This window comes from Rarobacter incanus (assembly GCF_006715765.1).
Taxonomy (GTDB): Bacteria; Actinomycetota; Actinomycetes; order Actinomycetales; family Cellulomonadaceae; genus Rarobacter; species Rarobacter incanus.
On record NZ_VFNV01000001.1, the window covers coordinates 463,695 to 486,675 of the forward strand.

Annotated in this window: 19 protein-coding genes and 1 tRNA gene; 6 read left to right on the forward strand and 14 right to left on the reverse strand. The window is 64.6% G+C overall.

The genetic code is table 11. The features are described from left to right. Positions 1-363: 363 nt before the first annotated feature. From FB389_RS01885 to coaE, 4 genes are all read right to left on the reverse strand, one after another. Positions 364-1,353, reverse strand: coding sequence for a TerC family protein (locus FB389_RS01885; RefSeq protein ID WP_142111113.1), 990 nt, complete (start codon positions 1,351-1,353; stop codon positions 364-366). A 78-nt stretch (positions 1,354-1,431) separates the two neighbouring features. After that, positions 1,432-2,484 carry a TerC family protein gene (locus FB389_RS01890; RefSeq protein ID WP_142111114.1) on the reverse strand — a complete coding sequence of 351 codons (1,053 nt, stop codon included), beginning with the start codon at positions 2,482-2,484 and terminating at the stop codon, positions 1,432-1,434. Between the two features lie 386 nt (positions 2,485-2,870). After that, on the reverse strand, positions 2,871-4,988 hold the full coding sequence (gene uvrB / locus FB389_RS01895; protein WP_142111115.1) for an excinuclease ABC subunit UvrB: 2,118 nt from the start codon (positions 4,986-4,988) through the stop codon (positions 2,871-2,873). 189 nt (positions 4,989-5,177) lie between these two features. Then, positions 5,178-5,771 carry a dephospho-CoA kinase gene (gene coaE, locus FB389_RS01900; RefSeq protein WP_142111116.1) on the reverse strand — a complete coding sequence of 198 codons (594 nt, stop codon included), beginning with the start codon at positions 5,769-5,771 and terminating at the stop codon, positions 5,178-5,180. 76 nt (positions 5,772-5,847) lie between these two features. On the opposite strand from coaE, the gene FB389_RS01905 reads away from it, so the two are divergent. Beyond that, a complete protein-coding gene (locus tag FB389_RS01905) occupies positions 5,848-6,951 on the forward strand; it encodes a hypothetical protein (protein ID WP_246043469.1) in 1,104 nt (367 codons plus the stop codon). Here the strand turns inward: FB389_RS01905 and rpsA are convergent. Further along, the gene (gene rpsA, locus FB389_RS01910) at positions 6,858-8,336 is read right to left on the reverse strand and encodes a 30S ribosomal protein S1 (protein WP_142111117.1); all 1,479 of its coding nucleotides are present in this window, start codon (positions 8,334-8,336) and stop codon (positions 6,858-6,860) included. The genes FB389_RS01905 and rpsA overlap by 94 nt on opposite strands. A gap of 290 nt (positions 8,337-8,626) precedes the next feature. After that, the gene (locus FB389_RS01915; protein ID WP_142111118.1) at positions 8,627-9,652 is read right to left on the reverse strand and encodes a 6-phosphofructokinase; all 1,026 of its coding nucleotides are present in this window, start codon (positions 9,650-9,652) and stop codon (positions 8,627-8,629) included. 271 nt (positions 9,653-9,923) lie between these two features. Here FB389_RS01915 and FB389_RS01920 point away from each other — a divergent pair, with 271 nt between their 5' ends. Continuing rightward, positions 9,924-10,649: a methyltransferase domain-containing protein gene (locus FB389_RS01920; protein ID WP_142111119.1), complete on the forward strand. Its 726-nt coding sequence runs from the start codon at positions 9,924-9,926 to the stop codon at positions 10,647-10,649. Between the two features lie 492 nt (positions 10,650-11,141). On the opposite strand, the gene FB389_RS01925 is transcribed toward FB389_RS01920, so the two are convergent. Together FB389_RS01925 and FB389_RS01930 are read right to left on the reverse strand one after the other, a co-directional pair. Further along, entirely contained in the window at positions 11,142-12,146 is a 1,005-nt protein-coding gene (locus tag FB389_RS01925) for a tRNA (adenine-N1)-methyltransferase (protein ID WP_425467262.1), read from the reverse strand. 88 nt (positions 12,147-12,234) lie between these two features. Then, on the reverse strand, positions 12,235-12,912 hold the full coding sequence (locus tag FB389_RS01930; RefSeq protein WP_246043470.1) for an HAD family hydrolase: 678 nt from the start codon (positions 12,910-12,912) through the stop codon (positions 12,235-12,237). 55 nt (positions 12,913-12,967) lie between these two features. Here FB389_RS01930 and FB389_RS01935 point away from each other — a divergent pair, with 55 nt between their 5' ends. Further along, on the forward strand, positions 12,968-13,846 hold the full coding sequence (locus FB389_RS01935; protein WP_142111121.1) for a PAC2 family protein: 879 nt from the start codon (positions 12,968-12,970) through the stop codon (positions 13,844-13,846). A 310-nt stretch (positions 13,847-14,156) separates the two neighbouring features. Here the strand turns inward: FB389_RS01935 and mshC are convergent, their stop codons facing one another. The 3 genes from mshC to FB389_RS01950 all read right to left on the reverse strand — a co-directional run bounded on the left by mshC (position 14,157) and on the right by FB389_RS01950 (position 16,851). Continuing rightward, a complete protein-coding gene (mshC, locus tag FB389_RS01940; protein WP_142111122.1) occupies positions 14,157-15,467 on the reverse strand; it encodes a cysteine--1-D-myo-inosityl 2-amino-2-deoxy-alpha-D-glucopyranoside ligase in 1,311 nt (436 codons plus the stop codon). Positions 15,468-15,503: 36 nt separating this feature from the next. Next, a complete protein-coding gene (locus FB389_RS01945; RefSeq protein WP_142111123.1) occupies positions 15,504-16,379 on the reverse strand; it encodes an undecaprenyl-diphosphate phosphatase in 876 nt (291 codons plus the stop codon). Between the two features lie 190 nt (positions 16,380-16,569). Continuing rightward, positions 16,570-16,851 carry a primosomal protein gene (locus FB389_RS01950; RefSeq protein ID WP_142111124.1) on the reverse strand — a complete coding sequence of 94 codons (282 nt, stop codon included), beginning with the start codon at positions 16,849-16,851 and terminating at the stop codon, positions 16,570-16,572. A gap of 182 nt (positions 16,852-17,033) precedes the next feature. On the opposite strand from FB389_RS01950, the gene FB389_RS01955 reads away from it, so the two are divergent. Further along, positions 17,034-17,234 (forward strand): DUF5703 family protein, encoded by a 201-nt coding sequence (locus FB389_RS01955; protein WP_211344931.1) that lies wholly within the window; start codon positions 17,034-17,036, stop codon positions 17,232-17,234. Positions 17,235-17,247: 13 nt separating this feature from the next. On the opposite strand, the gene FB389_RS01960 is transcribed toward FB389_RS01955, so the two are convergent. After that, positions 17,248-18,576: a M20/M25/M40 family metallo-hydrolase gene (locus FB389_RS01960; RefSeq protein ID WP_142111126.1), complete on the reverse strand. Its 1,329-nt coding sequence runs from the start codon at positions 18,574-18,576 to the stop codon at positions 17,248-17,250. Between the two features lie 76 nt (positions 18,577-18,652). Here FB389_RS01960 and FB389_RS01965 point away from each other — a divergent pair, with 76 nt between their 5' ends. Together FB389_RS01965 and FB389_RS01970 are read left to right on the forward strand one after the other, a co-directional pair. Beyond that, complete coding sequence (locus FB389_RS01965) at positions 18,653-19,006, forward strand: DUF2200 domain-containing protein (protein WP_142113420.1); 354 nt, start codon at positions 18,653-18,655, stop codon at positions 19,004-19,006. A 75-nt stretch (positions 19,007-19,081) separates the two neighbouring features. Beyond that, positions 19,082-20,791, forward strand: coding sequence for an SDR family NAD(P)-dependent oxidoreductase (locus FB389_RS01970; RefSeq protein WP_142111127.1), 1,710 nt, complete (start codon positions 19,082-19,084; stop codon positions 20,789-20,791). Between the two features lie 928 nt (positions 20,792-21,719). On the opposite strand, the gene FB389_RS01975 is transcribed toward FB389_RS01970, so the two are convergent. Both FB389_RS01975 and FB389_RS01980 read right to left on the reverse strand, forming a co-directional pair. Continuing rightward, positions 21,720-21,804: transfer RNA gene (locus FB389_RS01975), tRNA-Leu, on the reverse strand. Between the two features lie 132 nt (positions 21,805-21,936). Next, positions 21,937-22,968: a dihydrodipicolinate synthase family protein gene (locus FB389_RS01980; RefSeq protein ID WP_142111128.1), complete on the reverse strand. Its 1,032-nt coding sequence runs from the start codon at positions 22,966-22,968 to the stop codon at positions 21,937-21,939. Positions 22,969-22,981: the final 13 nt, after the last annotated feature.

Here is a 22,981-nt window from a genome sequence, read left to right on the forward strand (position 1 = left end):
CGTCGAACCCCACCTCGTGAGGCGCACTCGTAAGCTGATCCACTCCGCCCCGCGGCCTTGTTCACGTCGAACCCCACCTCGTGAGGCGCACTCGTAAGCTGATCCACTCCGCCCCGCGGCCTTGTTCACGTCGAACCCCACCTCGCGAGGCGCACTCGTAAGCTGATCCACTCCGCCGCGACGCGGGACGAGCGACCCCACCCAACCATCGAAGACGCAACGCACCCCCGCGAACCGAGCAACCCCAACCCGGCGCTAGACGACGAGCAACCCCAACCCGGCGCTAGACGACGAGCAGCCCCACCCCGGCGCAGCGAGGCGCGGGCAATTCCGCGGCGCCGGCGGCGCGATCGGTGAGCGGGGTCAGGAGGAGCGGGCCTCGTCCATTCGGGTTTTGACGAGTGAGCCGACCGCCGTCACGATCAGTGTCACGACAATCACGCCGAGCGACACCGACGTGGAAAAGTGGGGCGCCCACGTCACCGGGTGGCCGCCGTTGATGAACGGCACAGCGTTGGTTGCAAGGGCCTCGGCCACGAGTTTCACGCCGATGAAGCCCAAGATGACGGCCAGACCGAACGGCAGCAACACGAGCTTGTCCAGCAGCCCTCCCAACAAGAAGTAAAGCTGGCGCAACCCCATCAAGGCAAACAGCGTAGTCGCGAACACCAAGAACGGGTCCGTCGTCAGGCCAAAGACCGCCGGAATCGAATCGAGTGCGAAGAGCAGGTCAGTCGTGCCGATCGCCAAGAACACCAAAATCATCGGCGTGAAGTATTTCTTCCCGTCCACCGTCGTGCGCAGCTTCGCGCCGTCATAATGATCGTGTACCCGCGCAACCCGGCGGATGACGCCGACCAGGCGCGGCTCCTTGTATTCGTCGTCGTCGTTGCGGTCCACCACGATCTTGACCGCCGTGTACAGCAAAAATGCGCCGAAGATGTAAAAGACCCACGCGAACCGTTCCAGGATCGCCGCGCCCGCAAGGATGAAGCCACCCCGCAGCACCAGCGACAGGATGATCCCGACCATCAACACCAATTGCTGGTCCTTCTTGGGGACAGCGAACTTCGCCATGATCACCAAGAAGACAAAGAGGTTGTCGACCGAAAGCGAATACTCCGTCAGCCAACCCGCCACGAATTGGCCCGCGGGGGCGGAACCGCCGACCGCCAGCACTCCCCCGGCAAAGGCAAGCGCAAGCGCCACGTAGAAACCAACCCACGTCACACATTCACGAAATGACGGCACATGCGGGCGCCGCACTACCAAGAGCAGGTCGACGACGATGATCGAGATCATCGCCGCCAGCGAAGTGATGGTGAACCATTCTGGCAAGTGTTGGCTGGTCATTCGGACCATTATCCCACGAGGCGACCATCCCCGCGGGACAACGGGCAGCAAGTAGCTCGGTGCTGCGCGGGGTAGCCCCTACTTCCCGTAATCGTCGAGTTCGCGGTGGGCGGCCTGTTCCTGGCGCGCGATGGCCGCCGATTTTTCGGCCATCTTCCCTGCCGCTCGTTTACCGACTGTGAGGCTGAGGACCGTTGTGATGACCAGGATCCCAACTATCACTGACAGGGACACTGCCGTTGTGATCTCGGGGATCGCCTCAACGTGGTGCCCGCCGTTGATGAACGGCAGTTCGTTGGTGTGCAGCGCGTGGATCACCAGCTTCGCACCGATGAATGCCAAGATGGCACCGAGCCCGTATGACAGGTACACCAGCTTGTCGAGCAGGCCGTCGAGCAGGAAGAACAGCTGACGCAATCCCAGCAACGCGAACGCGTTCGCGGCGAAGACCAGGTAGGTCTGCTGCGTCAAACCGAATATGGCCGGAATCGAATCCACGGCGAACAGCAGATCCGCCGACCCCACCGCGAGGATGACGATCAGCATCGGGGTCGCGACGACGCGGTCGTTGACCTTCGCGAACATGCGGTCCCCAACATATCCCGGCGCGGTCGGAACAATCTTGCGCATCAAACGCAAGAACCCGTTCTCCTTGAAGCCCTCGTCCGGGTCGTGCCCGCTGCCGCGGATCTGCGTCCACGCCGTGTAGAGCAAGAATGCGCCGAACAGGTAGAACACGGCCGAGAAGTGTTCGATCACGGCCGCACCGACGAGGATGAAGACGGTGCGCAGAACCAGCGCGATCACAATACCGAAAAGCAGCACCTTTTGTTGGTACTCACGCGGCACCCGGAAACTCGACATGATCAGCACAAACACGAACAAGTTGTCGACCGACAACGACTTTTCGGTGATGAACCCGGCGAAGTATTCGCCCGCGAACTGGCCGCCCCATCCCCACCAGACCAGCAGGCCGAACAGCAGCGCAATGGCGACGTAGATCGCCGACCAGATGGCTGCCTCTTTGAGCTTCGGTGCGTGCGGGGTGCGGACGTGACCAAAGAAATCCACCGCGAGCATTGCAACGATCGCGGTGATCGTGATGGCCCACACCCAAAATGGGACGTTCATAATCGTTATACCTCAGGGAAGTAGGGGCACGTACGGTCGGCTAGGCGCAACCCGCAGCGGGACCGACCAACCGATCGAAGGTCTCTTCCACCGCATAAGCGGCCGCTCCCCCGGGGCGTTGCCCGTGATGACGAGGTGAGGCGTTTCCGGAATACTCCCCTTCAGATGGGTGCGACCCTACCACACGACCCGCAAAGGACGCCGGAAACCGGGTCCGGGGAGCGCGGCGCGCGCGGCGCGCGGGCGCAAAGTCGGCAGGCGGGCGGGCAAGGTGCGCCGGCGGGCGGGCGGAAGGTCGGCGGGCGGGCGCAAGGTCGGCAGGCGGGCAAGGTGCGCCGGCGGCGCAAGGCCAACGGGCGTTAGGGGCCGACCGCCCCCGCGCGTTCTCAGGCGGTCGCGCTCCGCATCTGGCGAAGTTCTTTCTTGAGATCGCTGACCTCGTCCCGCAATCGTGCCGCTAGTTCGAACTGTAGATCGGCGGCCGCCGCATGCATCTGCTCGCCCAGCTCCTGAATCAACTGGACCAGCTCCTTTTCGGCGGACGGCACCGAACGAGACACCCGCGCACCCTCCTTGACGCCCGCATGCCTGTCCACGCCACCGTCCTCGGCGCGAGCGCCCTTCCCCTTCGCGCCGCGATACCCGGTCGCCAACAACTCCTGCGTATCCACGTCTTCGCGCGCCAGCATGTCGGTGACGTCTGCGATCTTCTTGCGCAGCGGCTGCGGGTTGATACCGTGTTCCTTGTTGTAGGCGATCTGCCGGGCGCGGCGGCGTTCGGTTTCCTCGATCGCGACCTTCATCGCCGCCGTCTTCTTGTCCGCGTACATGTGCACCTCGCCGGACACGTTACGCGCCGCGCGCCCGATAGTCTGGATCAGCGACCGTTCGGAACGCAAGAATCCCTCCTTGTCCGCGTCCAAGATCGCGACCAGGCTTACCTCGGGCAGGTCCAGGCCCTCGCGCAACAGGTTGATCCCGACCAGCACATCGAACTTGCCGAGGCGCAGTTCGCGCAGCAATTCCACCCGCCGCAGCGTGTCGACGTCGGAGTGTAGGTACTGCACCTTGATCCCGCGTTCCAGCAGGTAGTCGGTCAGGTCCTCCGCCATCTTCTTCGTCAGCGTCGTGACCAGCACGCGCTCGTCGCGCTCGATCCGCGCCCTGATTTCTCCCAGCAGGTCATCGATCTGCCCGCGCGTCGGCTTCACAACAATCTTCGGATCCACCAGCCCGGTCGGGCGAATGATCTGCTCGACGACACCATCGGACTGCGCCATTTCGTAGTCGCCCGGCGTCGCAGACAGATACACCGTCTGGCCGATCCGCTCCTGAAACTCCTGCCACCGCAGCGGCCTGTTGTCCATAGCGCTGGGCAACCGGAACCCGAAATCAACCAGGTTGCGCTTGCGCGACATGTCACCTTCATACATGGCGCCGATCTGCGGCACGGTGACGTGCGATTCGTCGATCACCAACAAGAAGTCGTCCGGGAAATAATCCAAGAGGGTGTTCGGCGGCGAGCCCGGCTCGCGGCCATCGATATGCCGCGAATAGTTCTCAATGCCCGAGCACGTGCCGATCTCGCGCATCATTTCCAGATCGTAGGTAGTCCGCATTCGCAACCGTTGCGCCTCAAGCAGCTTATTTTGACGTTCGAGTTCCCCCAGCCGCTCGCGTAACTCGTCCTCAATGCTTGTGATCGCCTTGTGCATCCGCTCAGGGCCGGCAACGTAGTGCGAGGCAGGGAACAGGTACACGAATTCCTCTGTCTTGACCACGTCCCCGGTCAGCGGGTGCAGGGTCGTGATGGATTCGACCTCGTCACCGAAGAACTCGATGCGGATCGCCAGTTCCTCGTAAACCGGGATGATTTCTACCGTGTCGCCGCGCACGCGAAACGTTCCGCGCACAAATGCCGTGTCATTGCGGGTGTATTGCATAGTGACGAACTGGCGCAGCATGTCGTCGCGATCAACCGTATCGCCCACCTGCAACCGCACCATCCGGTCGACGTATTCCTGCGGCGTACCCAAACCGTAAATGCAGGAAACGGAGGCAACGACGACCACGTCGCGCCTGGTCAGTAGGCTGCTGGTGGCGGAGTGGCGCAGGCGCTCAACCTCGTCGTTGATCGACGAATCCTTCTCAATGTACGTGTCCGTTTGCGCGATATACGCCTCGGGCTGGTAGTAGTCGTAGTAGGAAACGAAGTATTCGACCGCGTTGTTCGGCAGCAGTTCGCGGAATTCCGCCGCCAATTGAGCGGCCAGCGTCTTGTTCGGCGCCATGACCAGCGTCGGGCGTTGCAGGCGTTCGATGAGCCAGGCCGTCGTCGCGGACTTTCCGGTTCCGGTCGCCCCAAGCAGGACAACGTCCTTCTCGCCGCCCTCGATGCGGTCCGCCAGCTCGGCGATCGCCTGCGGCTGGTCGCCGGACGGGTTGTATTCCGAGATCACCTCAAACGGGGCGACGCTGCGGCGAAGATCTGTGACGGGGCGCATACCTCCATGATACCCGCTCTGCACAATTGTACGAAGTGGTGGGGCATGCGCCAGCGGCGGGCAGAGCCTACGCCAGCGGCGGGCAGAGCCTACGCCAGCGGCGGGCAGAGCCTACGCCAGCGGCGGGCAGAGCCTACGCCAGCGGCGGGCAGGGCGTGGGTGCGACGTTCGTACCTGCGGGCCGACTCGTCACAAGTTCAGTGTGCGCCACCACGAATCGACCTGCTCTTGCAGGTGTTCGACGGAACCCGACCCGTCAAACACCACATCCGCGGCGGCCTCCCGGACTTCGTCGTCGACCTGGCTCGCGATGCGGCGACGCGCCTCGGGGAGGGAGAGACCTCGTCCCTCAACAAGCCGGGAAATCCGCAAATCTGCCGGTGCACAGACCACGAGCAACTGGTCAAAGTCGGCGCGTTGACCCGTCTCGATGAGCAGCGGAATGTCGTGGACCACCACCGCGGCGCCCGCCCGCGCCGCCCGGCTTTCGAGTTGCGCCGCAAGATCAAGCACCAGTGGGTGAACTATGGCATTCAGATCGGTCAAAGCGTCAGGGTCGTTGAACACGATCGCCGCCAGAGCGGGCCGATCGAGCTCACCATCGTTCGTCAAAACGTCCCCGCCGAACCTAAGCGTGATCGATTCCAGGCCGGGCGTGCCGGGGGCAACGACCTCGCGCGCGAGTTTGTCGTGGTCGATCACGGTCGCACCGAGGTGGAGCAGGCGCTGGGAAACAGTCGACTTGCCGGCGGCGATTCCGCCCGTCAAACCTATGCGGCGCATCGTGTCTCCTTGGTGGTGGCTTTCGTGGTGGCTTTCGTGGTGCCCACCAGCATAGGCGGGTTACCCGAGTCGAAGGTTGAGTAGCGGGCGCCGACCGCGGCCCTTTCAGTCACAACCCCTGCTCAAACCACCGCACTCGAACCAAAACCCAGCACTCGACGTTCCCGGGCATCGCCGCGCGCGCCGAGCGCGGCCCTTCCAGTCAAAACCCTCGCACAAACCACCGCACTCGAACCAAAACCCAGCACTCGACGTTCCCGGGCATCGCCGCGCGCGCCGACCGCGCCCCTTCCAGTCAAAACCCCTGCACAAACCACCGCACTCGAACCAAAACCCCGCACTCGACGCCCCCGGGCACCCCCACACGCGCCGAGCGCGGCCCTTCCAGTCAAAACCCCTGCACAAAACCCCGCAGTCGAACCAAAACCCCGCACTCGACGACAAGCAGATCCGATCTCGATACGCGCGCGCTGCGCACTACTCGATCAACGACACCGTTACGCACTACTCGATCAACGACACCACTGCGCACTACTCGATCAACGACACCACTGCGCACTACTCGATCAACGACACCGCTGCGCACTACTCGATCAACGACACCGCTGCGCACTACTCGATCAACGACACCGCTGCGCACTACTCGCTCAACGACACCGCTGCGCACTACTCGATCAACGACACCGCTGCGCACTACTCGATCAACGACACCGCTGCGCACTACTCGATCAACGACACCGCTGCGCACTACTCGATCAACGACACCGCTGCGCACTACTCGATCAACGACACCGCTGCGCACTACTCGATCAACGACACCACTGCGCACTACTCGATCAACGACACCACTGCGCACTACTCGATCAACGACACCACTGCGCACTACTCGATCAACGACACCACTGCGCACTACTCGATCAACGACACCACTGCGCACTACTCGATCAACGACACCACTGCGCACTACTCGATCAACGACACCACTGCGCACTACTCGCTCAACGACACCGCTGCGCACTACTCGCTCAACAAAGGCGAGGCGCCCACCCGAAGGTGGACGCCCCGCCGCGACCTAGATCAATCAGATCAGTTGCTGGTCAGCTTCTCGCGCAGTGCGGCAAGCGCCTCATCGGACGCAAGCGTTCCCTCGCCGCTCTCGGCAGGAGCCGAAGAGGTGTAGTTGGCGGGTGCAGCCTCGCCGCCCTCGGCGGGAGCCTCGGCAGCGGCTGCCTGGTCGGCGGCGAGTGCAGCCGATACCTGCTCCTTGTGAGCAACCCAACGCTCGTGAGCCTTGGCGTACTCCGCCTCCCACGCTTCGCGCTGAGCCTCGTAACCCTCGAGCCACTCGTTCGTCTCGGGGTCGAACCCTTCGGGGTACTTGTAGTTGCCCTCTTCGTCGTACTCCGCGGCCATGCCGTACAGCGCCGGGTCAAAGTCTTCCGAAGTCGGGTCCACGCCCTCGTTCGCCTGCTTGAGCGACAGCGAGATCCGGCGGCGATCCAGCTCGATGTCGATGATCTTGACGAATACATCGGAGCCAACGGAAACGACCTGCTCGGGCAGTTCGACGTGACGCTGAGCCAGTTCGGAGATGTGAACCAGACCCTCGATGCCGTCCTCGACGCGCACAAACGCACCGAACGGAACAAGCTTGGTGACCTTACCGGGCACAACCTGGCCGATAGCGTGCGTACGCGCGAAGGTCTGCCACGGGTCTTCCTGCGTAGCCTTCAGCGACAGCGAAACACGCTCGCGGTCGAAGTCGACGTCCAGCACCTCGACGGTGACTTCCTGGCCAACCTCGACAACCTCGTTGGGGTGGTCGATGTGCTTCCAAGACAGCTCGGAGACGTGCACCAGACCGTCGACGCCACCCAGGTCCACGAACGCACCGAAGTTGACGATCGAGGAGACAACACCCGGGCGCACCTGGCCCTTTTGCAGGGTCTGCAGGAAGGTCGAGCGAACCTCCGACTGGGTCTGCTCCAGCCATGCGCGGCGCGAAAGAACAACGTTGTTGCGGTTCTTGTCGAGCTCGATGATCTTCGCTTCGATCTGCTTGCCGACGTACGGCTGCAGGTCGCGCACGCGGCGCATCTCAACCAGCGATGCGGGCAAGAATCCGCGCAGACCGATGTCGAGGATAAGACCACCCTTGACGACCTCGATGACGGTACCGGTAACGATGCCGTCCTCTTCCTTGACCTGCTCGATGGTGCCCCAGGCACGCTCGTATTGCGCGCGCTTCTTGGACAGGATCAGGCGGCCTTCTTTGTCTTCCTTCTGCAGCACAAGCGCCTCAACGCGGTCGCCCACCTGGACGATCTCGGAGGGGTCAACGTCGTGCTTGATGGAAAGCTCGCGCGAAGGGATAACACCCTCCGTCTTGTAACCGATGTCAAGCAGAACCTCATCGCGGTCTACCTTGACGATCGTGCCGTCAACGATGTCGCCATCATTGAAGTACTTGATGGTGGCGTCAACGGCGGCAAGGAAGTCCTCTTCGGAGCCGATGTCGTTTACGGCTACGGATGGTGCGGACTTCGAGGGGGTCGAGATGGTCATATAAAACAGATGCTCCGATGCGGACAGGAATAGTGCTGATATGGACTGTTCGATCCGCCGCCCCGCCACGCACGCGCGCGAGGCGCACAACATAGACGACACAGCAAGACCGTGAAGGATTTTACCCCTAAAACCAAGCGGGGGCAACACGATTAGCGCAGTCCGCCGTGCTCGTGTTGCCCCCTCGCTTGGGCGCCTCGTTCTTTATGTCAATTGATATCCGACGAGGCCCGCTCCTCCAAAACCCTCGTCGCCCCAATCGCAGCGGCCTCCGGCCCCGCCGCAGGCTGCTACGCCAGCGCGCGCGCCACCTGCAACAGCTCGGTCGGAACGGTCTTGACCTTGCCGGCGATGTCTTGCAGGGAAACCAGCTCGACGTGCTCGCCGATCAGCGCGGTCATGACGTCGGACTTGCCCGCCACGATTGCGTCCACGGCCGCCACACCGAAGCGTGATCCCAAAATCCTGTCGGTCGGCGTCGGCGACCCTCCGCGCTGGACGTGGCCCAGCACCGTTAGGCGCGTGTCGAACCCAGTGCGTGCAGCGATCTCGTGCGATACGGCCGCGCCAACAGCGCCACCGATGATTTCGCCGTACTTGCCCGTCTCGGTCGTGTATTCAAACGAGCTCCCCGCGACCGCCTGCGCCCCTTCGGCAACGACGATGATCGAGAAGCTGGCGTGGGACCGGTGGCGGTGCGTGAGGAACCGAACGATGCGGTCCATGTCGAAGGGCTCTTCGGGGGCCAAAACGATCTCCGCGCCACCGGCGATACCAGCGTTGACGGCGATCCATCCAGCGGTGCGTCCCATCACCTCGACGACCATGACACGGTTGTGGGATTCGGCGGTGGTGTGGATGCGGTCGATCGCCTCCGTGGCGATGTTGACTGCGGTGTGGTAGCCGATCGATTGGTCGGTCCCCCACACGTCGTTGTCGATAGTTTTGGGGATCGCGACGATCTTGACTCCCGCGGCGGCCACTTCGCTTGCCGCGTGCAGGGTGCCGTCACCACCGATGCAGATCAGGGCCTCGATGCGCTCTTGTTCCAGCACCTGCATGACGGCGTCAATTCCACCGTTTTCCTTGGTGGGATGGTAGCGGGCGGTGCCCAAAATCGTGCCGCCCTCGGGGAGGGTGTTGCGGATCTTGTCGCGCGTTAGCGGCACCAGATCACCGTTGACGACGCCCTTCCAGCCGTTACGGAAGCCAATGATCGAATGACCGTATTCGCCAAGACCACGCTTGACAACCGCACGGATAGCAGCATTGAGACCGGGGCAGTCGCCGCCACCTGTCAACAAGCCAATCTGCATGAATTCGCTCCTTCGAAGATCATCTGACTAACCGCACAACGCGGTCACGTTTGCAAGGTCCGCTGCAAGGCGACCAGGTATAGCCTATCGACTGTCACCTGGATCACACGCATCCAACGTCCCAGGATCGCAACGAGCGATCGTGCTGAGCGAGAATGTCCGTGTGAGCCAGCCACATTCGCCGAAAAATTTTGTCGGCTACCGACCCATAGACCCTACCTTGACCCGCGAATCCGGCCGTTTGTGGTGGGATAGCAACGCCCAGGAATATATGGACGAGCACCGCGCCTTCCTCGGCGACGCCGATTTTGTGTGGGGACCCGAGGGCCTGCGGGAGGCCGATGCCCGGTTGTTAGGCGACATCCGCGACCTATCGGGTCAAAAGGTCCTAGAGATAGGTTCTGGCGCAGCGCAGTGTTCCCGCTGGTTGGCGGCGGGCGGATGCGACGTGGTGGCAACGGACGTGTCCGCGACGATGATCGAGCAGGCGCGGCTACTCAACGAGCGAACCGGCGTCAATGTCCCCTTGGTCGCGGCGGATGCCCGCGACCTCCCCTTTGGCGACGCGGCGTTCGATGTCGTTTTCACCGCCTACGGCGCGATCCCTTTTGTGGCCGAATTAGACGCAATCCACGCCGAAGTCGCCCGAGTGCTGCGGCCCGGCGGTCGCTGGGTTTTCTCGGTGACTCACCCGATCCGGTGGGCGTTCCCGGATGCTCCGGGCGAGCCGGGGCTCACCGTGTCGAAGTCGTACTTCGACCGCGCCCCGTACATTGAGACAGACCCATCCGGCAACGTGACCTACGCCGAGTATCACCGCACGATCGGCGACCATGTCGCTGCTTTGGTCGCGGCGGGATTTGCTCTCACCGGGATCATCGAACCCGAGTGGCCCACTGACAACACGAACGTCTGGGGTGGGTGGAGTCCGCTACGCGGCAAGGTGCTGCCCGGCACCGCGATCTTCCAGGCCGTCCGCCCCTCGCTGGTCGAATAGCGCGCCCCTCGCCGGTCGAGTACCGCGGATCCCCGCCGGTCGAGCATCGCGGACCCCCGCCGGTCGAGTACCGCGGATCCCCGCCGGTCGAGTGCGCGCGAAGCGCGCGTATCGAGACCACCCCCACACGCGCCGACCGCACCCCCCGCCGGTCGAGTGCGCGCGAAGCGCGCGTATCGAGACCACCCCCACACGCGCCGACCGCGCCCCCCGCCGGTCGAGTGCGCGCGAAGCGCGCGTATCGAGACCACCCCCACACGCGCCGACCGCGCACCTTCCAGTGATAACCCCTGCACAAACCGGCGCACTCGAACCAAAACCCCGCACTCGACGTCCCCGGGGACCCTCGCAAGCGCCGACCGCGCCCCTTTCAGTCAAAACCCCTGCACAAACCGGCGCACTCGAACCAGCGGGGAGAGGCAGCGCGGCAAGGCGACGGCGCGGCAAGGTGGCGGCGCGGCAAGGCGACGGCGCGGCAAGGTGGTAGCGCGGCTAGTTGGCGTCGCGGGCCTGGCCGACCGCCCTGCGGGTGCGGCGCAGCTTGCGGTCGGTCGGTTGGCGCACGCCAAAGTCGTCCTCGGTCCAGGTTTCCTCGTCGGTGGCCGCCGGGTAGGCCCCCTTCGACGGCCGTCGTTTCCGCTCGGGGATGACCGTGTCGTCGGCGACGCGCCGGGTGGTGAGCAGGAACCCGGTGTGACCCATCATGCGGTGCTCGGGGCGTACCGCAAGCCCCTCCAAGTGCCAGCCGCGCTGCATCGTCTCCCACGCGTACGGTTCCGCGAACCGACCCGTATCGCGAACCGCCTCCGCCAAACGCGACAGTTGGGTCGTGGTCGCAACATAGGCGATCAGGACGCCACCGGGACGCAAAGCGTCGGCGGAAACATCAAGGTTCTCCCACGGCGCCAGCATGTCGAGGACAACGCGATCAACAGTCTGCGGCTCTTCAGTCATCGGTAGCACGTCCGCCAGATCACCGGTTGAAAGGCTCCAGGCCGGGTGGGGGCCACCAAAAAAGTTCTCGACATTGCCGCGCGCGATCGCGGCGAAATCGTCGCGGCGTTCAATCGAGTGAACGTACCCTTGATCACCGACGGCATTCAAAAGCGCCAACGTGAGGCCACCGGAACCGACGCCGGATTCAACGACGCGCGCGCCCGGGAAAATGTCTGCCTGGATCACGATCTGGGCCGCATCCTTGGGATAGACAATCGCTGCCCCGCGCGGCATTGACAGCACGTAGTCGTTGAAGAGCGGACGGAATGCCAGGTACTGGACGCCGCCCGTGTTCGCGACGGTGATGCCCTCGGGTTGGCCGATAAGATCATCGTGGCGCAGGTATCCCTTGTGCGTGTGGAATTGGCCGCCTGCTTCCAAAACGATCGTCGAATGTCGGCCTTTGATGTCAGTGAGCTGGACGCGGTCACCGGCCCGCAAGGGCCCCCGGCGCAGGTGAGATCCGGTCGCCCCCAACGCCGCGGCGGCGCCCGTCCCCAACGCCGCACCCGCCGGCGGCTCGTCGCCCGCGCCGCGCGCCAAGGGCGCTTCGAAAGATTCGTTTGCCCCGGGCACGTCGCTCGTATTCTCAGAAGTCACGATCGCCGAGTCTAGCGAAGATCTGTTCCAAAGCCTCCAACGACAGTTCCTCGAGGGACTTCACCTGCGTAACACCATCGCGTGGGTGAACCGCCACGGCGTGCGGGACCGCGACAGTTACCGCCCCGGCCGCCAACGCCGACGCCACCCCCGGCGGGGAGTCTTCGATCGCCACGCAGAACTGCGGCTCGGTACCCAAAGCGCTGGCCGCGACGCGATACGGTTCGGGGTGAGGCTTACCGCGCGATACCTCGTCGCCGCACACGACCGCGGCAAACGCTCCCGGGGCGGCGGAAGCAACGAGCGCATCTGCCAGCACCCGATACGACATTGTCACCAGGGCGACCGGGACGCCGGCGGCACGGATCTCGTCCAATAATGCAGCCGCCCCCGGCTGCCACGGCACCTCGCGACGCAAATGCGCAGCCACGGTATCAACCAGCTTCGAAACTATCACCGGCACCGGCAAATCAACTCCGCGCGATTGCAGCACCCGCCCGCAAAATGTCAGGTCATTACCCACCAATTCCTCGGCGTCGGCGCGGGTCCATTCGCCCCCGAATGACCGCACCAGGTCACCTTCGGCGGCCATCCAATACGGCTCGGAATCAATAAGCGTTCCGTCCATGTCGAACAAGACGCCGCGAAACGATGGGGTAAAAGTCACCGCTTCATCCTAAGGCGAACTGCGTTGGGTCAGACTTTGCGCCTAGGCTAAGGACATGCCCGATTCAGCCCCCGCCACCGTGCCTCTGCCAGGTCCCGTCCTGATCGCCGCGTTCGGCGGATGGAACGATGCGGGCACCGCAGCCACAGCCGCGGTCCTGCACATGCGCGAGGTCTGGGGCGGCGAACTGATCCACTCCGTTGACCCCGAAGACTATTACGATTTCCAGGTCGCCCGCCCGACCCTTGGTCGCGCCGGTGTCAGCGGGCACGCGCTCGATTGGCCCGGCACGACGGTGACGCGCTCGACGCTGCCGTCTTCCGGCCAGGACATTTTCCTCATCGAGGGCACCGAACCGTCCATGCGGTGGCGCTCGTACTGCGCCGAGTTGATCGCGGTTGCCCGCGAACGCGGCGTGCAGACGATAATCGTGCTGGGGGCCATGCTGGCGGACGTTCCGCACACGCGCCCGCTCCCGATCGCAGTACACAGTTACGACGAGGACCTGACCAACCGCCTGGAGCTGGATCGCAGCGATTACGAGGGCCCCGTCGGCATAACCTCGGTACTTCAAGACATAGCTGACGCGATCGGCCTCGACGCGCTGGCGGTGTGGGCGGCGGTTCCCCATTACGTTGCGCAGACCCCCGCGCCGAGTGCGACGATCGGGCTCTTAAACAAGCTGGAAGATCTGGTTGGCGAGCCAATCGAACTGGGACAGCTGGTCGATGATGCCCGGGCGTGGCGCCGCGGGGTCGATGAAATGTTGGAAGACGATCAACCGGTCGCCGAATACGTGCAGCAGCTCGAATCTCTCAAGGACACGACCGACTCCCCCGAGGCGTCCGGGGACGCTATCGCCGCAGAGTTCGAGAAGTTCCTGCGCAAAAGGGGCGGTGGCACTGGTGCCAAGGGAAGCACCGACGAGGGCTGAGCGCGTCACCGCGGGGGGCGGCCCACCAGCGGGGCTCGCCCCACGCCGGCTGCCAGACCGGCCCACCTAGCGCACGAGCCCGCGCAGCGCGGCCCACGCCGGCTGCCAGACCGGCCCACCTAGCGCACGAGCCCGCGCAGCACGGCCCACGCCGGCTGCCAGACCGGCCCACCTAGCGCACGAGCCCGCGCAGCACGGCCCACGCCGGCTGCCAGACCGGCCCACCTAGCGCACGAGCCCGCGCAGCACGGCTCACGTCGGCTGCCAGACCGGCCCACCTAGCGCACGAGCCCGCGCAGCGCGGCCCCACCTAGAGCATGATCCCGAGCAACGCCGTCAGCCCGCGGGAAACGAGCCCGGCGGCTCCCGCGACGCCGTCGTCGCCGTCGCGCGCCAGCTCCAACGTCCGCGTGGCCCACGCGTCCATCGCCGCCAGCGCGCGGGGTGTGTCGAGGTTGTCGCGCAGGGCGAGGCGGGCCTCGTCCAAAAAAACGAGCGGATCTGCGCCGCCGTACCCGCTCAGCGCCGTTCGCCACCACGCCACGCGCTGGGCAGCTGCCTGCATGTCCGTGTCGAACCACTCCCAGTCCTGGTGCAGGCGGTGGTTGAAGAGCGCGACGCGGATGGCCGCGGGCTCGTAACCGGATTCGAGCAGGCGCGAAACGAGCACCAGGTTTCCTAGGGACTTGCTCATCTTCTCGCCCCTGTAGGCAACTAGCCCCATGTGCGTGTGGTGCCGCGCGCCCGCGGGAGCGAGGTCGCGCGCACGGCCTTCCAGGGCGCTGGTGTGCGCGGTGCTCATTTCGTGGTGCGGAAATACTAGGTCGCGCCCGCCGCCTTGCAGGTCGAAGGCGTCACCCAGGGTCCCGCGGGCGATGACGGCGCATTCAATGTGCCAGCCCGGGCGACCGTCGCCGAGGCCGCTTCCGGGCCAGTGCGGTTCGCCCGCTCGCGCGGCCCTCCACAGCAGCGGGTCGAGTGCGTCGCGTTTTCCCGGCCGGTCTGGATCGCCGCCGCGCGTCGCGAAGAGCTTGGTCATGGCGGCGGCGTCGAGGTGCGAGATCTCGCCGAAGGAAGCGATCGCTTGGATGTCAGCGTAGATGTCGGCGGCACCCGGCGTTAGGGGCGCGGGCACGGTCTCGCTCACGGGAACCCGGTATGCCAGATTGTGTACCAGCAGGTATTCGACTGCCTCCACAACCGCGGGGATCGACTCTGTCGCCGCGACGTAGAAGTCAGGGGCAATGACTTCCAGCGCCGTCATATCGCGCGCGTAGAGCGCGGTTTGTTGGGCGGCGAGTTCACGCCAGTCCACGCCGGTAGCGTTTGCGCGTTCCAGTAGCGGATCGTCGACATCGGTGACGTTCGAGGCGTACCTGACTTCCAGCCCCATGTCGCGCCAGGTGCGGTTGAGTACGTCGAACCCGACGTAGGTGGCGGCGTGTCCCAGGTGCGTCGCGTCGTAGGGCGTGATGCCGCACACGTACATGCTGGCGCGCTGCTGGCCGGGTTCGGTCAGAGCCACCACCGCCTGCCGCGACGGATCGAACATCCGCACCGGTTCGCGGCGCGCGGGGGTGTCGGGGAGTTCCGGCAGGGTCGTTGTGGGCCATGAATGCACGCGCTCAAGAATACCTTGGCCGCGCCAGCCCAACGGCTACGCCCCCGCGTACGCTTGCAGCGTCCCCGCTCCCAGAAGCACCAGCACCAGTGCACCCGCGCCGATGCGGTACCAGACAAAGGGTGCGAACGAGCGGTGCGAGATGAGCTTCAGGAATCCCACGATCACCGCATAGCCCACCGCGAATGCGGTGACCGTCGCCACCCCGGTGACGACCAGGCTCTCCGCCGATTCCCCACCCGCGGATTTGACCAGTTGATACAGCCCCGAGCCCAACACGGCGGGCAGCGCGAGCAAGAACGAGTACCGCGCCGCCGCTTCCCGCGTATACCCGAGAAGTAGACCCATCGTGATAGTTCCGCCCGAACGCGACACGCCGGGGATGAGCGCCAGCGACTGCGCGAATCCGTAGAAGATCGAATCGCGCATGGTGAGCTCGTCGATTGCTTTTCGCCGCTTCGCGACGCGATCCGCCCACCCGAGTATCAACGCGAATCCGATAAGCGTGCCCGCGATGATGTAGAGGTTCCGGAACGTGTGCTCGATAACGTCCTGAAAGGCCAAACCGAGCACGACGATGGGAATCGATCCCAGCGCGATGAACCAGGCCATTTGGGCATCGCGGTCGGCGGGGCTGTCGCTAGTCGGCCAGCCCGTTCTGGCTTTGAACGAGGCCCCCCTACGCCCGATCAACGCCCACCACCAGGCCGCGATGATCCTGGCGATGTCCTTGCGGAAGTACAGGATCACCGCCAGCTCCGTGCCGATCTGCGTGATAGCAGTGAAGGCAGCGCCGGGGTCGTTCGCCCCGATCAGCTCACCGGCGACTCGCAGGTGCGCGCTCGACGAAACGGGCAGAAACTCGGTGAGTCCCTGCACCAGGCCCAAAACTATTCCTTGCCATAAGTCCACGGGGTGACAATACCCTGCGGCGATGGGCGCCGGGACGCGGCGTGCCGGGGGCCGGGCGGCTTGAAGTGGGCTCCGGGCCGGTCACGCGCGGGAAACGCCTGGCCGGTCACGCGCGGGAAACGCCGGGCCAGGAACGCGCGGCGGGGCGCATGGGCAAGCAACGACCCCGCTCCCGCGCACAGCGCTGGACCTAAAAGTCGTGCGGCGAGTCGGACTCCCTACCGCGCGCTCCATCATCGCGTGGTCGCGGGTCGTCGGATTCCTCGTCCTCGTCCTCGTCCAAAATAAAGGGCGTCGCCTCGCCGTACACCATCCCCAAGGCTTCGTCGTAAACGTCGAATGCATCGGCAAGGACGTAGTACGCATTGTCGACCGACTGATCGTTGTCGCCGCGGCGCGCCGCGACAGCATTGTAGTGAGCCTCGAACGCAGCGATGAGTCTGTCAAGGGCAGCTCGTGGATCCACAGTCATACCACTGACGGTAGCGTGATTGAGCGCAGTTGTCAGTCCATTTTCGCCATCGGCACCAATTCGGATCGTCACGATTCGATATCGACGCCCGACACGGACGGGCAGCAGGCCGCAATCGGCCCAAAAGGTGCTGGTAGCGTGGCGGTTGTCAGCACGACCGCCCGGCCAGCGAAGGGATGACGATGGCTCCCGTTTTTCCACGCGAATACGAAGTGAAAGTGATCACTATCGCCCCCGATGCCACCCGGAACGAGGCCCGCGAATTACTGACGCATGCCGCCGAATACGGTCAATGGGAAATGACCCGCAGCCTGTGGTACATCGGCGGCGCCCGCAAGGTCTGGCTGCGGCGCCGGGTCATGCGGGTCCAAGCGACCCTGTAGACGGACGTCCCGCTCAGCAGTTGAGCAGCAGATCCCGCAGCACCCGCGTCCCGAAGACAACCGATTCGACCGGCACTCGTTCGTCGACGCCGTGGAACATCCCCGTGAAGTCCAGATCGGCAGGCAGCCTCAACGGCACAAACCCATACCCAGCAATGCCCAACCTCGCCAACGACTTGTTATCGGTGCCCGCGGACAACATATAGGGAAGAACCGGCACCCCGGGATCATGCCGGTCCAAGGCCGCCATCATCGCATCAACCACCGGCGCATCGAACGGCGCCTCAACACTCGCATCCGCGTGGATCGTTTGCACCTCCACGCGCGGCCCGGCAAGAGATCGCAAAACCTCCATATCCGCCGCCGCATCCCCGGGCAAGAACCGCGCGTCGACGGTCGCACACGCGCGACCCGGAATCACGTTGTCCTTGTAACCCGCCTCCAAACGCGTGGGATTGGTCGTGGTGCGCACACTGGCCCCCACGAATCGCTTTGCCGGTCCTAGTGCGGCAACCAATTCGGCGACGCAGGCCTCGTCCTTTGGATTGAATTTCTTACCAACGAGTTCCCCCACCCCCCGCAACAACGTTTCCACCGCGGGCGTGAGCCGAATTGGCCAACGATGATCGCCGATCCGAGTGACGGCGCGAGCCAGGTCAACCACCACGTTTTCGGCGGCGTCCTGCGATCCGTGGCCCGCATTTCCGTCGGCGACTAGGCGCAGCCAGGCGAGCGACTTTTCGGCGGTTTGCAGCAAATAGGCGCGCTGCGCCCCAATGTGGACCGAAAAACCCCCGACCTCGCTGATCGCTTCGGTCGCGCCTTCGAACAGGTCCGGGCGGGTGTCGACCACGTGGCGGGCACCCAGTGCGCCTCCGGCCTCCTCATCGGCGAAGAATCCGATCACCAAATCCCGCGCGGGGCGTTTTCCGGTTCGCGCGAATTCGCGCACGATCGCGAGGATCATGGCGTCCATGTCCTTCATATCGACCGCGCCGCGCCCCCAAATCATCCCGTCGCGGATCTCACCGGCGAAGGGGTCCACCGTCCACTCGTCGGCGAGAGCGGGGACGACATCGAGGTGGCCGTGGACGACTAGGGCCGGTCGCGTTGGGTCCGCGCCGGGGATCCGCGCCACGACGCTGCCGCGCCGTGGGCGCGACTCGAGGTAGGTCGTTTCGATGCCGACTTCGGAAAGCAGACCCATGACGTATTCCGCGGCCAGTCGCTCCCCTGGGCCGTCGTCATTGCCGAAGTTCTGGGAGTCTATGCGAATCAGTTCCTGGCATATTTGAACAACTTCATCTTCGGCTGTGATTGTGGGTGCGAACTTGTCGGCCATGGCCACTACCGTAGTCCACCACCGGGCCTCCCGGCCGCCGGCGCTGCGGCAACGCGAGGTCGGTATCCTGGGGGTCATGGCAGAACACCGGATATACAGCGTTCCATTCGCAGACATTTATGCGCTGTATGTTGCGAAAATAGAGCGCAAAGGGCGCGCCGTCGCCGACCTGGACACCATCATTGACTGGCTGACCGGGTACGACCGCGAAGCCCTGGCGCGCGTGAACGCCGACAAGGTGACGTTGCGCAGCTTCTTTGACCAGGCCCCGGATTTCAATGAGAACGCGCACCTGATCACCGGGGTGATCTGTGGTAAGCGTGTCGAAGAGATCGCAGATCCGCTGATGCGAAAGGTGCGTTACCTGGACAAACTCGTCGACGAACTTGCGCGCGGCAAGAAGATGGCGTCGATTCTGCGCGGTGCGTAGGACCTATACTCGTGCGGGCGGTAGCGCGTGGCGCTTCCTGTCCGGCCGCACGTTGACTTCCCGAAGGAACTTTAGATGAGCTCCCCCGCGCATCAGCCATTGCACCCGCAGCAACCCACTGCTTCGGCGGAATCCGGCGCGTCGCCCGTAGGAAGTGCCGGGCGCGCGCAGGACGCCGACCTCTCAGGGGCTACCGCCCCCACCCAACGTGCCGGGCGCGCGCAGGACGCCGACCTCTCAGGGGCTACCGCCCCCACCCAACGTACCGGGCACGCGCGGGACGCCGACCTCTCAGGGGCTACCGCCCCCACCCAACGTGCCGGGCACGCGCGGGACGCCGACCCCTCCATCGCCGATGCCGACTTCGCAACCTTCTTGCGCGTCATCGAGCAGGTTGGCTCGCTGCCCTCGGATCACCCCCAGCTCGCCGCGGCCCGCCGCGCCACGTCGGCGCTCTTCAAGGCCGCAAAGAAACAGCGGCGCACGGAACGACGCGATGCGATCAACGATGCGGACCGCTCTGTCATCGAATCGACGGCGACCGGCAGCATGGGGCGCATCGACGACGAGACCGCCGGGATACCCCTAACGTCGTCGGTTCGCGGCGCAATCGCCGGAACCCTGAAGAAACCACGGCCTTGCTACATCTGCAAGCAGGACTACACGCAAGTCGACGCGTTCTACCACCAGTTGTGCCCGACGTGCGCGGCCTTCAACCATGCCAAGCGCGACGCCCGCACCGATCTGACCGGGAAGCGCGCGCTGCTCACGGGCGGCCGGGCCAAGATAGGGATGTACATTGCGCTACGCCTTTTGCGCGACGGCGCCCACACCACGATCACGACGCGTTTTCCCAAGGATGCCGCGCGCCGCTTCGCGGCCATGCCCGATTCCGCGGCTTGGTTAGACCGGCTCACTATCGTCGGGATCGATCTGCGCGACCCCGCCCAGGTCGTGCACCTGGCCGACATCGTCGCCGCGGCAGGCCCGCTCGACATCCTGATCAACAACGCGGCGCAGACCGTTCGGCGCACCGCGGGTGCCTACCAGCAATTGGTGCAGGCAGAATCCCAACCGCTTCTACTCGACAGCATCCCCACGGTTCATTCGCTCGGAAACACCTCCAGCGCACACCCCCACGCACTAGCTGGTGCTGTCAGTGAACTTCAATTGGCGGAGAAGGGGGACTCGTCGCTGCGTGATGTTGCCAAACTTGCGCTGACCGCGCAGGCGGCGTCCATGGAGGAATTGCTCGCCGGAACGTCAATCGACGCCGGGGGTTTGATTCCGGACACGGTCGATCACAACAGTTGGGTCGCTGCCGTCCAGCACGTCGATCCGCTCGAACTGCTCGAGGTCCAACTGTGCAACCAGACCGCACCGTTCATACTGATTTCGCGGTTGCGGGCCTCGATGGCGGCGTCACCGGCGCGCCGGACGTACGTCGTCAACGTCTCCGCGATGGAGGGCGTGTTTTCGCGTGGTTACAAGGGTCCCGGGCATCCGCACACCAACATGTCCAAGGCTGCGCTCAACATGCTCACGCGCACCAGCGCTGCCGAAATGTTCGAGTCCGACCGCATCCTGATGACCGCCGTTGACACCGGTTGGATTACCGACGAGCGCCCCCACCCCACCAAGATACGCATGGCCCAAGAGGGATTCCACGCGCCATTGGATCTTGTGGACGGCGCCGCGCGAGTCTATGACCCGATCGTTCGCGGCGAAGCCGGCGAGGACGTGTACGGATGTTTTCTAAAGGACTACTCCCCCTCGAAGTGGTAGGCGGGGGTCGGGGTCACGCCGAGCGCGCCCCCCGCCGGTCGAGTACCGCGGATCCCCGCCGGTCGAGTGCGCGCGAAGCGCGCGTATCGAGACCACCCCCACACGCGCCGAGCGCGCCCCTTTCAGCCACTCGCCCCCGCGGGAAACCCCGCGCACTCGAACTAAAACCCCGCACTCGACGTCCCCGGGCACCCCCGCAAACGCCGAGCGCGCCCCTTTCAGTCACACACCCCTGCACAAAACCCCGCACTCGAACCAAACCCCCGCACTCGACGTCCCCGGGCACCCCCGCAAACGCCGAGCGCGCCCCTTTCAGTCACACACCCCTGCACAAAACCCCGCACTCGAACCAAACCCCCGCACTCGACGTCCCCGGGCACCCCCGCAAACGCCGAGCGCGCCCCTTTCAGCCATGTCTCCCCGTCCCAACGCGTGTCGCGCGTCGAAGAGTTGGCAGAATTCGTTCGAATTCGTAGTTCGCAATGCGAAGGGCGTCGGCCCACCGAAGCGAACTGACGCGAGACGGACCCTACGAACACAAACCGACGCGAGACGGACCATACGAACGCAAACCGACGCGAGACGGACCCTACGAACGCAAACCGACGCGAGACGGACCCTACGAACGCAAACCGACGCGAGACGGACCCTACGAACGCAAACCGACGCGAGACGGACCCTTCGAACGCAAACCGAATCCAACAAGGTCAGGGAAAGTGGTCCCGATGCGCGCCCCCGGCGCTACTCCACCAGCCAGAACGCGTGGTGGTCTCGACAGGCATGATCGCGCGCTATCTTGCGTTCCGCTAGTGTCATTCGAAGCATCGCGCGCTACCTTGCGTCCCGCTAGTGTCATTCGAGGCATCGCTCGCTACCTCGGTGTGTCACCTAGGGCCTGTCAGATGCTCAAAGTCGTGCAATTTCAGTGTGTCCGGAGGGGGACTTGAACCCCCACGCCCGATAAAGGGCACTAGCACCTCAAGCTAGCGCGTCTGCCATTCCGCCACCCGGACAAGGTGTCGTAACCCGGCATTTCCACCGGGGCAACGCAGAGTACGTTAGCACGTTTTCACGGCCATTGACGAATCGCCCCGGCACCCACTTGGCGCGTGCAAGGTCGGCGCCGCTAGATCGCCGCCGGCACGTCACCGCCCCGTGGTATGCCTGCCGCCAGTGGGCGAAACGCTGTCAGCACCATCGCGCGAAACCTGCGCATGCGAAGCGGCCCGCGCGGCCGCGGCGTCCCTGGTCGCAGCCAACAAATCGTCATCGACGCGCAAGCCGTTTAGCGTCACCCGCACCAGCGCGTTGGCCTCCCGCGGCAAGGGCAGCAGCGGCCGCGGGGGTACACCCATGTCCAAACCCCGCAACGTCCCGATGGCGTGGACGACGCGGATGGCACCCCACTGCTCGCTCAACATTCCCAAAGGCGCAAGCGCGCGCTGCATTTGGCGCGCCTCGGCCCGGCGGCGGTTGGTGGCCGCGTAGGCGATAGCCCCACAGTATTCCGGGAGCACGGCCGCGACGGCCGAATGCCACGTATCGGCACCGTCTATCAACGCCTGCGCCCCAAAGGAGGACGTCGCAAACCCGTACTCGGTGCGGCGTGCCGTGCGCGGCGACAGCGCGCCCAGCACCCGTTCGCGGCGCTGTCGCGCCTCCGATGCCGTTGCGGCAGAGTCCTTGACCCCGACAATCCCCTTGATCGGCACCAAGCGCGCCAACTCGCTGGTAGAGATCCGGTAGTGAGTCGTTGTGGGGTTGTTGTCGATGATGACGGGCAAAGAAGACACGGTCGCAACATCGCGGTACAGTCCCAAAACTTCTTCCGCGCGCAGCTGCTGCGAGGCAAACGGCTGCAACAAGACGGCATCCGCGCCGGCCTGGGCGGCCTCGTCCACATTTGCCGCGACTTCGGCAGTCGCGAATGAGCTCACACCAACCAAAATCGCGGCCCGGCCGTGCGCTTTTGCGATCGTCAATTTGATCACCCTGCGCCGAACGCTACGCGACAGATAGGTGGCACCGCCGGTGCCCGAAACGACACCGAACGCCGTCGCCCCGTATTCCAGCGCCCCCTCGATTAGGGACTCCATCGTCGATGCGATTAACTTGCCCGACTCGTCTCGAGGTGTTGGTAAGTACGCCGTCAAAGGACCGAGAATCGACACCGTCATAGCCTATCTTCCG

Excerpts from the sequence above, each read along its gene's own strand:
- FB389_RS01885 (WP_142111113.1), bottom strand. The coding sequence starts at position 1,353 with ATGACCAGCCAACACTTGCCAGAATGGTTCACCATCACTTCGCTGGCG.
- FB389_RS01890 (WP_142111114.1), bottom strand. The coding sequence starts at position 2,484 with ATGAACGTCCCATTTTGGGTGTGGGCCATCACGATCACCGCGATCGTT.
- uvrB (WP_142111115.1), bottom strand. The coding sequence starts at position 4,988 with ATGCGCCCCGTCACAGATCTTCGCCGCAGCGTCGCCCCGTTTGAGGTG.
- coaE (WP_142111116.1), bottom strand. The coding sequence starts at position 5,771 with ATGCGCCGCATAGGTTTGACGGGCGGAATCGCCGCCGGCAAGTCGACT.
- rpsA (WP_142111117.1), bottom strand. The coding sequence starts at position 8,336 with ATGACCATCTCGACCCCCTCGAAGTCCGCACCATCCGTAGCCGTAAAC.
- FB389_RS01915 (WP_142111118.1), bottom strand. The coding sequence starts at position 9,652 with ATGCAGATTGGCTTGTTGACAGGTGGCGGCGACTGCCCCGGTCTCAAT.
- FB389_RS01920 (WP_142111119.1), top strand. The coding sequence starts at position 9,924 with ATGGACGAGCACCGCGCCTTCCTCGGCGACGCCGATTTTGTGTGGGGA.
- FB389_RS01935 (WP_142111121.1), top strand. The coding sequence starts at position 12,968 with ATGCCCGATTCAGCCCCCGCCACCGTGCCTCTGCCAGGTCCCGTCCTG.
- FB389_RS01950 (WP_142111124.1), bottom strand. The coding sequence starts at position 16,851 with ATGACTGTGGATCCACGAGCTGCCCTTGACAGACTCATCGCTGCGTTC.
- FB389_RS01955 (WP_211344931.1), top strand. The coding sequence starts at position 17,034 with ATGGCTCCCGTTTTTCCACGCGAATACGAAGTGAAAGTGATCACTATC.
- FB389_RS01960 (WP_142111126.1), bottom strand. The coding sequence starts at position 18,576 with ATGGCCGACAAGTTCGCACCCACAATCACAGCCGAAGATGAAGTTGTT.
- FB389_RS01965 (WP_142113420.1), top strand. The coding sequence starts at position 18,653 with ATGGCAGAACACCGGATATACAGCGTTCCATTCGCAGACATTTATGCG.
- FB389_RS01970 (WP_142111127.1), top strand. The coding sequence starts at position 19,082 with ATGAGCTCCCCCGCGCATCAGCCATTGCACCCGCAGCAACCCACTGCT.
- FB389_RS01980 (WP_142111128.1), bottom strand. The coding sequence starts at position 22,968 with ATGACGGTGTCGATTCTCGGTCCTTTGACGGCGTACTTACCAACACCT.